Source organism: Sphingobacterium spiritivorum, from assembly GCF_016725325.1.
Lineage (GTDB): Bacteria > Bacteroidota > Bacteroidia > Sphingobacteriales > Sphingobacteriaceae > Sphingobacterium.
In genome coordinates, this window is record NZ_CP068083.1 from 4,014,364 (window position 1) to 4,028,580 (window position 14,217).

Below are 14,217 nucleotides of genomic sequence, written 5' to 3' on the forward strand. Positions count from 1 at the left end.
TATGAACGCGTATATAAAAACAACTGTACTTCTGTTATTGCTGGTTTTCAATAATTCTGGTTCTGCTTTTGCGCAGCCTTCAGCTATGTTAGATAAGCTGGCGCCTGATCACATTCATATTGCTGCACATAGAGGTGCACATCGTACTGCACCCGAAAATTCAATAGCTGCTATTGAAGAAGCTATCCGGCTTGGGGTAACGTTTGTCGAATTGGATATACGCAGCACCAAAGACGGAGTTCTTATTCTGATGCATGACAAAACACTCGACCGTACTACTACCGGGAATGGGAAGGTGAGTAGCAAGACCTATGCAGAGATTCAACAGCTTTATCTTAGAGAGACAGCGCATGGTGAAGCAGGGAGACACCGCATACCTACTTTGGAAGAAGCATTGAAGGCTTGTAAAGGAAAGATTGTGATGGATATCGACTTTAAGGAAGAGCGTAAGGAATTCATGCAAAAAACGTACGAACTCATCCGCCAACAAGAGATGGAAGATGAAGTTATGTTCTTTTTGTATGATCACCTTGATATGCATGCTTTGCACAAACTTAATCCGAAAATTACTCTTTTTCCGCGTGCCCGTAATATGGAGGACCTGAAAGAAATTCTTAAATCCGGATTGACGCATATTATTCATATTGACGAGTCTTTTACCGATAAGGATTATCTTAATGAACAGAAAAAGAAAGGAGTCTTCTTTTGGATCAATAGCTTAGGCGAGACAGATGATAAGGCTTCACAGAATGGAATAGCTGTATACAGAGATTTTATACAGCGTTATCCTTTTGTCAGAGTTGTGCAGACAGACGATCCCGGGTTGTGGAACAAACTGTAGCACTGAAACTTTTTAAAAACGTTATTTCTTTAAACAGTACTCCTGAAACCAATCCGTTTCAGGAGTTTTTTGTTGTAACTTATGATGACCTTAACTTTTGGAGTTGGATTTTTGTTTCTTGATTTCGAAAAGTAGATGGACATCCTGTTATTAAAAGTTTATTTTTGTTCATATGCATAACAGAATTATGAAGAAGTTATTGGTTTTTCTTTCGTTTTTATTGTATCTCGGATCAGCTTATTCCCAGGATTCCGTTTCTATATCGACTACTCATCCGGATTCATTGTCTAATAATCTGGAAGCTTTACAGTCAGGAATGAAAAGCCTGAATATAGAATACATTACGAATATTCGGGCAAAGGATATCGCTATTGTAGTATCAAAAATAGAAGATAATTATAAAAAGTATGCAGGAATATCGGATAGTACTTCTCTGGACTCGCTACAAAAATGGCATCAGGATGCAACCGCTGAAATGGTGCGTCTTCGATCTATGGAGCATACGATCAATAATTATAATCTGGGATTAATTTCCACAAGAGATAAGTTTCATGAATTGAAAAGGAAATATGAACCAACTTTGCTGGCAAACCCGGTACTCAATAATACACTAAGCCATTCGGAAAGGGAATTAAGTGCAAAGATGGATTCTCTGCATACGATCGAATTAAAGATCAAAAAAATGATTTCCGAATCACCCTCCATAAGCGCTGATATAAACGAAGCTATTACATCATATGGTGTATCTGATGAGTCCGAAACTGTTAAAACAAAAAGCTCGCTTTGGCGTGCGCATACACAAGGAATCACAAAAAATGATATTGTAAACAGTATAAAGCAAAACTATGCGAGTACACGGTCACTTAATTTATATGTCAATCATACAGACTGGGGATCGCGCATCTTACTTATCGTATTGACATTAGGGTATATCTACTGGGTTTTTAATGTTGAATTTATTTCCAGAAAAGCCGCCGGCGACAAGAGGCGCATAGTGATCAGTAATCCATGGAAACTACTGCGTATTTTGGGGAAAGGAATCATCTTTCTACTGACACTGCTACCGTTGGTTAAATTTATCACACCTACTTTTCTCATACAGGCCTCTCAGCTTGTGATCATGATTTTATTCAGCTTGTTACTGCTGGACAAGCTATCCAGAACACAGCGTAAGATGCTGGCCTTTATATTTTTGTTTTACAGTTTGGTTGTCATTGCCAATCTGATTGTCAACGATGGATTATTCCTTAGAGGAGTATGTATTCTATTCAACCTGATGGCGCTGGTTCTGGTGATTTATACAAAGAAAAAGATTCGCAATCCGGAATCTCCGGGCTATATCGGCACTTTTGTATATCTGCTGGTTATAGTGTTAAGTATTCTGGCTATTGTTTCCAATACACTCGGATATGTAGATCTGGCACGTAGCTTTAGTGTGGCTTGTGCAGTAGCTTTTGCGCAATCATTTACACTACAGTTTTTTACGGAAATGATCCGCCGCGATGTACGGAATCAGTTTAAAAAAGATCGTATACAAGGAGGGTTCTGGAGTCGTTTTAATGAACAGCGCACAATCAAAGTTCTGTCCGACATCCTCAGACTGTTGTGTATTATAGTGGCCATTATAGTCTTTGCCAACAATTTGCAGTTTATAGAGCGTCTGCTGACTTCAAGTGATCTGTTTTTTAACAAAATCCGCAAGATTGGTAATTTGTCATTTACCATAGGAAATATGGGTATTGCTGTATTGTTACTTTTCGTAACCAACTGGCTTCAGAAAAATATAAGTCTGCTGATTCTTGGTGGTGAAAATGGTAAACTGAACAGAGACTACAACCAGAAACTGACTTTATTTCCTTTATTTCGGTTAGCTATTATTCTGATAGGGTTCTTTTTTGCAATTTCTGCTCTTGGAATGAGTTTGGATAAACTTACGGTTGTCATTGGGGCATTGAGTGTGGGTATTGGTTTAGGTATGCAGAATATAATCAATAACTTTGTGTCAGGTATCATTCTGGTCTTTGACAAGCCTTTCCGGGTAGGAGACCAGATTGAACTGGCGGATAAAAAGGGGAGGGTTAAAGAGATTGGTATTCGCGCCAGCGTATTGCAGACCGGCGATGGCGCAGATGTTATTATTCCGAATGGGGATTTATTATCTGGGAGGCTGGTTAACTGGACGTTGTCTCAGGATTACAGCCGTACAAGTTTTACAATACAGGTTGACCGCAGGGTTGACCTTGCGGAAGCGACCACCTGGATCGTTGAAGCCATGGAGAGCAGTACGTACTGTCTCAAAGATCTCGGGACTAATGTAAGTGTGCAGGATGTCAGTGAAGATATGATCTATCTCAATCTGGGCTGCTGGATTAATGCTGCGGCAAATGCAGGACCTTTCAGAAATGATGTACTCAAAGTTTTATATCAAAAATTTGAGGAACAGAAACTTAATTTTTATAGTGTATCGACAGCAAAAACGATCATCAATACAAAATAATGTGAAGAACTTAAGACAAAGGTTGTCTGGCAATTATGATAAAATAAACAACGAATATAGGGTCATCTGATGCGAATATAAAATACATCGATAGCAAATAGAAAAAATATTGTTTATTTGAGTATTATTATGATTTTTATTCCTTTATAAAGGGTTTAAAATATTTAAAATAAGGAGTTTATATTTATTTTTTTAATACTTAATACAGATCTTATGCTTGTCATTTTTGGTACAAAATCCGTAGGTAAAACAGTAAAAACCGGAGAATTCGAATGCGCTAGATGTAATACACAACGCACATATCAGTTGAAACAAAATCAGAGATTTTTCTCCTTATTTTTTATTCCGGTTATTCCTTTGGGCAAATTGGGAGATACACTGGAGTGTACGTTTTGTAAGACTGCATATATTCCCTCTACCGTATTATCGGCTTCTGAATATACCTCCTCAACAGCGGTGATAGACAGTCTGGAAGCTCCTTTGGCATCCGCAGGCAAGCGCTTTGGAAGTTACCTGATAGATATGGTTGTTTTAACATTACTTAATTTTCCATTAGCTTTCCTAAGCAAACTTTTACCGGACTATTTTGACAACAAATTTTACCTGTTATTCTTCCCGTTATGGATACTTTATTTCTTCCTGATGGAATTACTTTTTAAGGGTACTATAGGTAAGAAAGCCCTGTCTATTAAAATTATTTCGGATAATGAAGGCAGTAAGCTGTCTGTATTTCAGTATTTTGTAAGAAGTATAGTCAAATGTATTCCTGTTCTTCCGGTTATTCTATTGTTCAATGATAAACGAAAAGCTGCTCATGATATGATTGCAGGCACTATTGTTGTTGAAAAATAGAAACGAATAAATAATATTCGTCAACCTATACATGAAAAAAATCAATATTATACTCGTATTGTCTGTACTTGTAAACATTTGTTTTGCACAGCAGCAACAAAAACAGAGTAAACAACTCGACAGCATATTTTCTATGATGAACGAGCAGAATCAGTTTAACGGAGTAGTTCTTATAGCAGATAAAGGTAATATTCTCCTTGAAAAAGGTTATGGCTATTCCAATGAAGAGACGAAAGAGTATAATAATCCGGAGACAATATTTGAATTGGGGGCCGCTTCCAAACAGTTTACGGCGGCAGCTATTGTTCTGCTCAAAAGACAAGGAAAGTTGCACTATGAAGATTCAATAGAAAAGTATCTGCCTGAACTCGGGTTCTGGAATAAAGTTACTATTTATGATTTGCTGCGTCATACAAGTGGTCTGCCTGAATTTATTATTGATATGCCAAAGCAATGGGACGATAGCCGGATTGCAACCAACGATGATCTGATCCGGTTTTATGCAGAGAGAAAGGATTCTTTGCAATTCAAACCAAAGAATCTGTATCGTTACAACAATACAGGCTATGCATTGCTCGCCACTATTATTGAACGTGTGTCAGGCGAGAAATATGCAGATTTTATGGCTGATCATATTTTTAAGCCTTTAAAGATGAACAGCACATTTGTGTATAACAGCAGACTCCATCCCCGCAACATAAAGAATTATGCTACCGGTTATGTGTGGGCACGTAACTCTTTCCGTAAGGTAGTACCTGAAGATACCGCATACAATGAAAAAAAAGTCTATTTCCTGGATGGGATTGTAGGTGCAGCCAAGATTAGTTCAAATGTAAAAGATATCTACAGCTGGTTCAATGCTCTAGAAGCTAATACACTGCTTAGTAAACAAGAGTTTGAGGAGATGACAGAGGTAACACAGAATGCCTATGGTAAAAATATTCCCTATGGTTTTGGTTTTGATCTGACAAAGAAAGAAAATATTTTCACCTATGGAAATGTTGGAAATTGGGGTGGATATGTAGCTCTTCTTTACCGGGATGTGGTCAAAGACAGAATGGTACTTGTGCTAGAGAATTTTAAATTAGGTTCGTATCCTTTTAACAATATCACACAGATATTGGAAAATCGGCCTCTGAAAACAGAATTCAGAAAGAAGGTCCAGCTTTCCGAAGCAGATATAAAAAAATATGAAGGCCGGTATAAAGATAATAGAGATCCGGATGAAGATCATATGGTGACATATGTAGACGGTCATCTTATTTATAATACTTCCAGAACCAGATTGGATCTGCGTTTTTATCCTGTTTCGGCAAATGAGTTTCAGGGCATAAGACAAGGAGGAATGGATAGTGCATTAAAATTTACGGTGTTAGAAAACGGGAATATCAAATTACAGATGTCGGAATATGCTGATACAATAGCTACGGGAATCAAAACCACAAAATAAACTGCCGTTACAATCTTAAGTCGTATGAAAAAACAAATAATAATCTTACTTATGGTACTTTCTGCATCTTATCTATCCGCACAGAATCCAAACGATACCAGATATAAAAAATATGAAGGACGTTATGGAGGAAATGATGGCATTTGTCTTTTTGATGACGGGCATTTTTTGCTTTACGGATATGCAACGGCTGTATTTGGTACATATCGTTTCGAGAAAGACCATCTTCTTTTTTATCCGGATAAGCCTGAATTATTTGAAGTTTTTGCTTACGAGAATAGAAGTCTGGCCGATAGCGTGAGCATTAATTTTACAGGTTTTGAAGACGGAACTACTTTTGCCCAATTTGATAAGGGTGGTATACAACGGGTTTTCAATCAAGACGCGAATTGTTTTGATGCTCCGTTCGTATATAAAAGAGCGCATCGTTTTCAGCAACTTAGTCTTTCTCAGGGAGGCCAGGAGCAGGAGGGAGAAATAGAAAATTCTAATGTTTCCTGGTTGTATACGATAGCTCCGGAGTATAATGACTTTATTGTTATATACAATAAACCAAAATCTGTTTACCAGGATTTTGCAGCCCTTATATATAATAAAGACGGAGAATTATGGTTAAAGGGAGATGGATATCAGGACAGTGACGGATTTTCGCGAAAGTATGATGTCAAAGATGACAAGGAATGGCCAGCTATAGTAGATTGGAAAGCTCAATATTTTAAAAAGAAAGACCTGGAAGACGCTATATTTGCCAACCGCCATTACAACAGCTTTCCGTATCCGGATGGCCAAGCACATGATTACGATGCAAAGACCAATCAATACATCAGTAAGGACTATCTTGAAAGTGAAGAATACTACAAACAGAATGAGTATAATGATGATCGCTTTCTCCGGAAGTACAATAAGCTTCAATCGGGTTATCAGGAACGATTTGATTACGGACAAGCGAATATGGTATCAGGAAGTATGTTTTATACCACGTGCGAAGAACCAGATAAATCTTATAAATATAATGGTTTAAAAAAAATTGATTCAGCGAGTGATGAAGCTATTCCTACTACAACAGTTCCGGTTCCCATGCTTCCAAATCAATAATTATGAAACAGTTATTTAGTCTGACACTTCTATTCTTATTGCCAGTCCTTTCAATTTGTCAGGAGATAGTGATGAGCCCTGCAGTAATAAGAGAAGTAAAATTGAAATTAATAAACGATTCGACACTCTTTCTCAATAAGGCCACCGAAATAAATACATTTGATCTTGATAAGATCAAATGTATAGAGATCTTTGCATTAAATAAGGAAAGTGCGCCATTGGACAAGGATATTCTTGACAAGATATTTAATCTCACTCCTCATTTAGAGGAGCTTACCTTGCATCATAATCTTACTAAACTACCGGAGATATTATCCCCAAGCAAAAAATTGCGCATATTGGATCTTTCCAGAAATAAGCTGGACAGTATTCCCGAAAGTATTGGCCGGTTTACTACTCTTAAAATATTAAAGTGTGATTACAATGAGCATTTGAAAGCCCTTCCTTCATCTATAGTGCAGTTGTCTGACCTGGAGCTATTATCTCTTTATGGAACAGGATTTGAAGAATTTCCGCAAGAGATTTTTTCGCTGTCAAAGTTGACAAAACTTTATTTAGCAGGTCCTCTGCAGATTGGAAATCAGGTGAAAAGTCCTAAGAAAATAAATTCAATACCCGATCAGTTTGCCAAACTCCCGGAACTAACTGATCTGAGTATACGTTATACCAATATTTCGACTTTGCCTGCTTCTATAACAAAGCTGTTGAAACTTGAAGAATTATCATTGTCTGGCAATGCATTTAAGACATTTCCTGATCAGCTGAAAGCAATGAAAGGATTAGTAATTGTAGACTTCGGAAATAATCCGGTAGATCCTAAAACCTTTATCAATTCGCTGCACAATATTAAATGGAGAGGTTTGTTCTATCTACATGATCTGGGACTGAACAATATCCAGCAGGAAAAGATACAGGCCATGCTCTCTACTATAGATGTATATTACTAAACTGCATGAATTATGAGACCTACACAAACCCTACTTATGCTGATAACAGTATTCATGCACGTGTATGTAAGTGCACAGACGGATCCTGCATTAGTGCCCGTGAATGACAGAAAGCAGGGATATATCGGTTATTATCTGGAAGACGGAACAGAAGTCGTTCCTCCGCAATTTTGTACGGCAACCTATCTTATCGACGACAAATATTATATCGTTTCGAGAGCCGAACATGATCATTACCCGGACGGACGAAGAAAGGAAGAGCATATTCCTGGCACCGAAAAATACGGATTACTGAATAGTAAGGGAAAGGTAATCATTCCATTAGAGGCTAATTACAGCTTTGTAACGGTTAGTAATGACGTAATTATTGTCGGAAAGAATAACAAATATGGCGTCATCAACGAAAGGAATCAAATAACAGTGCCTTTAGCATATAGTTGGTTAGATCCAATTGATGCGAATCTGATTGTTGCCGAGAAGGATAACAAATCCGGTATAATTGATACCCATAATAATGTGAAGGTGAGTTTTGAATTTGATAAGATTTATGCTTTCGAAAAAGGATATAACGGAAGTCTGTTAGCTATGGCTGAAATAGGAAATAAAACCGCTGTAATAGATCCGCAAGGTACGTATATACTTCAGCCTGCAGATATTTCTATTTCCTACCTTACTCCGGTTTCTTTTGTTATAAAAGAAGGAAATAATTACGGGCTAATGGATTATCATAAAAAGGTACTCATCCCATCTACATATACCGAAGTCTATAAGACAGAGAAGGAGTTGCAGTTTAAAAAAGGTGATCACTACTATTACTTTAGTTTTGATGGGAAATTGATTCGTAAAGAAAAGATTGAAGAATCGTATAAATACTTAAACTAATGAAGAACAGCTTAAGATCTTGGATTATTCTTATATCAGTGATCGGTATGCTGTATATTCCACTCAAAGCTCTTTATCGTTATCATACTTTAGTTCCGGTGACTGGTACTGTTACCGAACTTATAAAAACCCGAACACGCATTCCATATTATAAATTTCGTGTGGCAGAGTATGATAATATGTTCTATCATCCCGGAAGAGGAATATTAACACTCTTTAAGAATGACCCGATTAAAAGTAATACTCCGATTATTTTTTACATTCTGAAAGGAGACGCCGGAAACCTAAATACTGGAAAACAGATTCTTTATATAGGATTTGGAAATAAAGATAAAGCCGTTGATGTATTTTACAGTATTACAAAGCCGGGTTTGTTCGTTCAGTTCCTTACCTTAATTTTTTATTTTACGATCATGTGTCTGAATGTCTTGTGTACCTATCGATATAAGGAAAAATGGTCTGAACGGTTTACAGTTGTATACTTCTTACTTTTTATTTTACTGATGGCACTGTAGGAAGAATCCTTTTGAGGATCCGGACTAAAGTTTTTCAGCCTTCCAGGAGACCACTTTTACTCCTGGAGAATAATGCGCTTTTGTCATTTTTATTGGAGAAAGTTTAATATCTCCGAAATTATAGTTAACCTCCAGATTAGTCAAATGTACATGGTGTATTTCCCATTCTTTATGATGGATGTTATATCTCCATAACCCGGATTTTTTTTCGAGATAAAGACAGTATCGTTCTGTCAGCCACATATCCAGTGCGGATTTTTCAGCTACCTTATCGAGAATTTGAAAGTCCGAATGCAGGTTAAAATTCTTTTTTATATTCGTATTCGTATACAGATCCGTTTGGCGTGCTATTACAGATTTTTGGTATGGAAGCCCGGACAGCGTTCGGGCTACAAATGCGGAAAGTGCTTTTTCTGCTTCTATGTGGATAAAATACACACCTTTTTTCTGGTCATTATCAATATAGGTTCTGACATTTATTTCATAAAAATCAGATATAAATCCTACAGGAGGCAGATTTCGGGGACGTATATTTTGCATCTTAAATGCTACCAAAGAGATATAATATTTTCCATCAAAACTATCGATATGCAAAGCAGCCGGAACCAGCTTACGAAGGTGGTCATAGTCAATCTCAAAATGCAGAAACAGCGCATCGTTCCATTCCTGATAATACTGCCATTTTGAAGCAGGCATGTCCCAGGGTCTGTGTCCGATATCTGTTAGTAATTGTTTAATGGCATTCATATCTGTAATCAGGAGCTTCTTAATTAATGCTAATATCTGTTGTTTTTCATTTAGCTGTATTCGGTTTTGACTATTTTTGCCGTATTCAGATCTATTCTTTCAGACCATTGCAATCCATCCGGCAGTTCAAGGTCTGCAAACTCTATATGAATAACCCTTCGTTTTCGATTATTTGTTGTCCGGCCTGAGCTATGAAGAAGCAACGGTTTCATAATCATAATTCCACCAGATTCAACATCGCAGGTATACTCTTTTTCGATTTGCCAATCGATTGTTTCCGGTCTGTATATGTTTTTGAGGTGAGACTTTTCAATTACTTTCAGTGCACCGTTGTTTTCATTTGTTTGATCCAGATGGATTCTGACAGTAAAGATATTTTCCAAAACAGGCAAAGGAGGCTGCACAGCAAATTGTCTTTGTTTTGCAGTCCATGACGTAAAACCCGGTATGTCCAGTTTTTTATCCACTGAAATGGTCAGATCCTGATGATAAGCGACATACCAGTTAGATGTTTCAGGTTTGTCAAAATATATGCTTTTGACTGAAAAATAGTTTTTTCCAAACAGGTTACTAATTACTTTCCGGAGATTCGGGGTGAAAACAATATTATAAAGAGACGGAATTTCCTTAAGAACCTGTCTGATAGCAAATAGATCGGTAGATTGACGGAATGTATCTTTATTCCTTTCGGTATTTTCAATACTTATGATCATTTGATCTATTTCTTCTATTGAATATACGGCATTGATAATGACATATCCCTTTTCCTCCAAAACTTGTTTATAGAAAAGTATCTTTTCCATCTTTTTCTATTTCTTTTTCCCGATAATAAAACCAATTTTCTCTATTTCTTCTTGTTTTCTGAACTCCATTTTATCGTGTAAGAGATCCAGACAATTAAAGAGAGTATCTAAGCTTTGGTCATAGCTGTTCTGTTTTTTTATAATCATTTCTACTGTATTCCTTAGTTCTGCGATTTCTAATTGAGCTTGAGTGTTATCGGTAATAACTGACGTAAACGCGTGAAAATACGCATTATCTGTATATTAATATGAATAGCAGGTTTACTGTTTAGTACAGATGATAACATCGCCACCCCTTGTTCTGTAAAACAAAACGGAGAATATCTTAATCCCTTTTTATCAGAGTTGGAGATCACATTTTGTGATCTCCAATCTTGTAACTCTCTATCAGACATTTCAAACATAAAATCTTCAGGAAACCGGTCTATATTTCTACGGACAGCCTGTTTGAGTACCCTGGTTTCTACATTATAAAGTTGAGCTAAATCTCTATCCAGTATAATTCTCTGTCCTCTGATGAGATATATCTTATCAATAAGAACTTCGTCAGAAAGTACATTTTGTATCTGGTCTTTTCTATTCATAGCTTTGTATTTGTTGATTAAGACTGTGCAGATACCGTAATTATCTTTTGGTAAAGAAGATTGCTTTTTTATCAGTTCAGCATGATTTCAAACAGAGGCTTAGAAATCCTAAATACCATTATTTCTTTTTGCTCTTGTCTTTTTCGAACGGAGGTATACTACTATCTTTCCAGTCGCTTGGATACAGCAAGTCACGGATATCTACACGCAGGTATTCCGCGATATCATTTAGGGTATTTACAGTCGGCTGTTGCTTATTGTTAACCCATCTCGAAACCGTTTCCTTCTTTACATTGAGATGTCTGACCAGATCGTTATTTACTGCGCCTTTCTCTTCAAGAACGTCTTTTATTCGATTTGTTTTAATTTCTTTCATAATTATTGTTGATTTTTAAAATCAACTTTGTATATTTGTTTATCATGTAGCGAAAATTAAATACGGTGTAAAGTTTTTACTGTCAGTAAAATCTGAGCCTTTACACCCTTTATAGAATATTTCGCTATACTAATTAAAGAGAGAGATTATGAAAACATACGTTATTCATATCATAACCATTAATCCCGATCGTCATATACATCCCGAAACAGATGTACGGCACGATGCGCAATTCCATAAAAAGAACATATCCTGTCCGCCAGAATAGGGCGTTTATCCTATTACAGACAGCAAAAAAGGCTGTACGATATTCCTTTTACCGGAAATCGTAGTATTTCCTTTCTACAACAGAAAAGAAATAAGAAAGCCCCTTTGCTTTCGTCTGTAGACCAACCTCTCTTCCATAAGAAATCCCTTGCTTCAAATGGTTAAATCAATTGTTCTTCTTTTTTTTAGCTCATTAAAGATAGATTGTTTTTTCTGCCAAAGCAAGTAACTTGTATCATATTTTTTGATACTTTCTTAAAAGGAGGGGTTTGGTTTTTTTAAATTAATTGATTCTGAAAACTTATATAGTTCTCTTCGTAAGGTGTTGTGAACATGTAAGATAAGAAAGGTATTCCGCTAAGCCCAAGTATATGAGACATTATACATATGATATAAATTATACACTCTTGCTGACCGATGAAGAAATCTGTAATCCTTTTACTGTATTGGATGATGTTTTTGGAGATACTTCTTCCTGCTTTCGTATGCAGGAGCATTTATGGGATCTGGTTACAGTGGCTATGCGTCCGCATTACTGGACACGCTATGATTCTCCTCTTAAAATCTGTAATCTGTATAAATCTATTTTGAGATTGATAGAAGCCGGTTGGCTGATATCTCTTGTACGGCCGGAGCAGGAAATAAGGTCATCTTTGTCAGACAAATTTATGGCAAAGCAAACGGATCTGAAAAGACCCGTCATCAAACCCTTAGAGCAACAGGCTTTGCTAAATGCATATAAAATAGTATTACAATCTTATAGAGAAGACAAACTGTTTTCAGTCCGCATCGATCTTTTTGAATTTCTGTTTGAAGGATTACATCCTACATGTGTGGAATATTCACCTTCTCTGAATGAATATCTGGTTGATCGCTACCACTACCTGAGCAGGCTTATAGATGCTTTATATATCATTCATGATCAGGAAAAGAGAAGAGAATGTTCAGCTGAGGATCTTCTTATTCTGGAAAAATATCAACAAGATGACACAGCTGGTATACGGCAAATTCATATATATCAGCATCAGTTAACGGATATGTTTACCTATTCTGAAAAAGAAAATTTGCAACATGCCTTATCATCTTCGTATAAAGTATTGTACCATAATGATTTCTGGAAATACCATCATGATCCGGCCAATGTACTCCATTACTTCCATGACTTTATATTTATAATAGATAGCGCTTATGTATTTTTACAACATAGCATATCCAGCAACACAGATCCGGAGTTGGAATGGAATATTCCGGCTCATATACTTCAGGAGATAACATTACAGACTGTAAAGGAAGGCAAAAAACCTTTGAAATATCTGAGTGAAATGTTTGGGACCCGAACACGGAAGGAATGGAGAGAGGAACTTATGAAATGGGAGGAAGCCGTACTCAGCAATAAAAAGGTTCCCTATGAACAGAAGAGTATATACAAGGAAGTTCAGCAATTCTTAGCAGGTCTGCTTGAATTTATTACGCTTCTGCCGTATGCACCTAAAGGTTAAACGCAAATATCCATGTACCCTAATACCGCTTAAATACGGTCGGCTCAATTTTTATTAAGCCGACTGTATTTGTAAAAAACTATAGGGTCGTAAAAGTAAGTTTCTCGACTATATAGGCTTTTCCGAAATTATCAGGATCATGTTTTACTCTGGCAGTGACCATGTGCCATTTTGGAACTGCATTCTGATTTGCTTTCCATTTTGCTTCCAGATCCATTTGTTCCTGCCACAGCATCTCCAGTTCTGCTGCAGCTTCAGTATTCAATGGTTTCAAGATGAGCTTTTCTCCCTCAAAATAATATTTGCCTTCTTTTTTACGGATTAAGATATAAGGTCCTCCGGGCATAACAGAACGAATAAGGGGGATGGTAAAGGTTTCAGTTCCGTTGTATTTTTCCTTATTCAGCACTTTCATAAATTCAAAGTAATAGGAGGATCCATCCATTGGTGGTTCTTTGAGACCCACCATTTTGGCCTTCACTTTATAACTATATCCCGTTTCCCGTTCATTAAAGTCATACAAAGGTATATCTATAGGTTCCTTTCCCGGCAATAACAATAATTGGTTATCTGTTGAACCGTATTTATGACTGACCTGTATTTCAACGATCTGTCCGTTTTTTAATTTCCATGGACTGTATACTTCTTCTTTTTTACAGGAAAGCACCAATAAAAGGGTGCACAGGGTAAACAATAGGTTCTTCATGTTTTTTACGAATAAATTGATTTGTATGGATAACGACCAGAAGGAATTAGATGCTACATCAGAACTTAAAATATTGCTTAATATATTTGACAGATAAAAAGGGAAAAAATAGCGGAAATCAGGGATATCCCGCACTCCTAATTTTATGTTATTTTA

14 protein-coding genes are annotated in these 14,217 nt (G+C 36.7%); 9 read left to right on the top strand and 5 right to left on the bottom strand.

The window, feature by feature from the left end; genetic code table 11:
* Position 1 precedes the first annotated feature (1 nt).
* The 8 genes from I6J02_RS16670 (at position 2) to I6J02_RS16705 (ending at position 9,079) form a co-directional block, all read left to right on the top strand.
* On the top strand, positions 2 to 841 hold the full coding sequence (locus I6J02_RS16670; RefSeq protein ID WP_201678960.1) for a glycerophosphodiester phosphodiesterase family protein: 840 nt from the start codon (positions 2 to 4) through the stop codon (positions 839 to 841).
* Between the two features lie 187 nt (positions 842 to 1,028).
* Entirely contained in the window at positions 1,029 to 3,338 is a 2,310-nt protein-coding gene (locus tag I6J02_RS16675; protein WP_236582089.1) for a mechanosensitive ion channel family protein, read from the top strand.
* A 213-nt stretch (positions 3,339 to 3,551) separates the two neighbouring features.
* Positions 3,552 to 4,190, top strand: coding sequence for an RDD family protein (locus I6J02_RS16680; RefSeq protein ID WP_201678962.1), 639 nt, complete (start codon positions 3,552 to 3,554; stop codon positions 4,188 to 4,190).
* Between the two features lie 31 nt (positions 4,191 to 4,221).
* A complete protein-coding gene (locus I6J02_RS16685; RefSeq protein WP_201678963.1) occupies positions 4,222 to 5,640 on the top strand; it encodes a serine hydrolase domain-containing protein in 1,419 nt (472 codons plus the stop codon).
* Between the two features lie 24 nt (positions 5,641 to 5,664).
* The gene (locus I6J02_RS16690; protein ID WP_201678964.1) at positions 5,665 to 6,735 is read left to right on the top strand and encodes a preprotein translocase subunit SecD; all 1,071 of its coding nucleotides are present in this window, start codon (positions 5,665 to 5,667) and stop codon (positions 6,733 to 6,735) included.
* Between the two features lie 2 nt (positions 6,736 to 6,737).
* On the top strand, positions 6,738 to 7,682 hold the full coding sequence (locus I6J02_RS16695) for a leucine-rich repeat domain-containing protein (protein ID WP_201678965.1): 945 nt from the start codon (positions 6,738 to 6,740) through the stop codon (positions 7,680 to 7,682).
* A gap of 12 nt (positions 7,683 to 7,694) precedes the next feature.
* A complete protein-coding gene (locus I6J02_RS16700) occupies positions 7,695 to 8,564 on the top strand; it encodes a WG repeat-containing protein (RefSeq protein WP_201678966.1) in 870 nt (289 codons plus the stop codon).
* Positions 8,564 to 9,079, top strand: coding sequence for a hypothetical protein (locus I6J02_RS16705; protein WP_201678967.1), 516 nt, complete (start codon positions 8,564 to 8,566; stop codon positions 9,077 to 9,079). Before I6J02_RS16700 ends, I6J02_RS16705 begins: the two co-directional genes overlap by 1 nt.
* A 24-nt stretch (positions 9,080 to 9,103) precedes the next feature.
* On the opposite strand, the gene I6J02_RS16710 is transcribed toward I6J02_RS16705, so the two are convergent.
* The 4 genes from I6J02_RS16710 to I6J02_RS16725 all read right to left on the bottom strand — a co-directional run bounded on the left by I6J02_RS16710 (position 9,104) and on the right by I6J02_RS16725 (position 11,589).
* A complete protein-coding gene (locus tag I6J02_RS16710) occupies positions 9,104 to 9,826 on the bottom strand; it encodes a YqjF family protein (RefSeq protein ID WP_201678968.1) in 723 nt (240 codons plus the stop codon).
* A gap of 50 nt (positions 9,827 to 9,876) precedes the next feature.
* Positions 9,877 to 10,629, bottom strand: coding sequence for a phytanoyl-CoA dioxygenase family protein (locus I6J02_RS16715; protein ID WP_201678969.1), 753 nt, complete (start codon positions 10,627 to 10,629; stop codon positions 9,877 to 9,879).
* 176 nt (positions 10,630 to 10,805) lie between these two features.
* A complete protein-coding gene (locus I6J02_RS16720) occupies positions 10,806 to 11,213 on the bottom strand; it encodes an ORF6N domain-containing protein (protein WP_236582090.1) in 408 nt (135 codons plus the stop codon).
* Between the two features lie 118 nt (positions 11,214 to 11,331).
* The gene (locus tag I6J02_RS16725; RefSeq protein WP_201678970.1) at positions 11,332 to 11,589 is read right to left on the bottom strand and encodes a helix-turn-helix transcriptional regulator; all 258 of its coding nucleotides are present in this window, start codon (positions 11,587 to 11,589) and stop codon (positions 11,332 to 11,334) included.
* A 638-nt stretch (positions 11,590 to 12,227) separates the two neighbouring features.
* On the opposite strand from I6J02_RS16725, the gene I6J02_RS16730 reads away from it, so the two are divergent.
* Entirely contained in the window at positions 12,228 to 13,355 is a 1,128-nt protein-coding gene (locus I6J02_RS16730) for a hypothetical protein (protein WP_236582091.1), read from the top strand.
* A gap of 79 nt (positions 13,356 to 13,434) precedes the next feature.
* Here I6J02_RS16730 and I6J02_RS16735 read toward each other — a convergent pair whose 3' ends face one another.
* Positions 13,435 to 14,061 carry a hypothetical protein gene (locus tag I6J02_RS16735; RefSeq protein WP_201678971.1) on the bottom strand — a complete coding sequence of 209 codons (627 nt, stop codon included), beginning with the start codon at positions 14,059 to 14,061 and terminating at the stop codon, positions 13,435 to 13,437.
* Positions 14,062 to 14,217 lie beyond the last annotated feature (156 nt).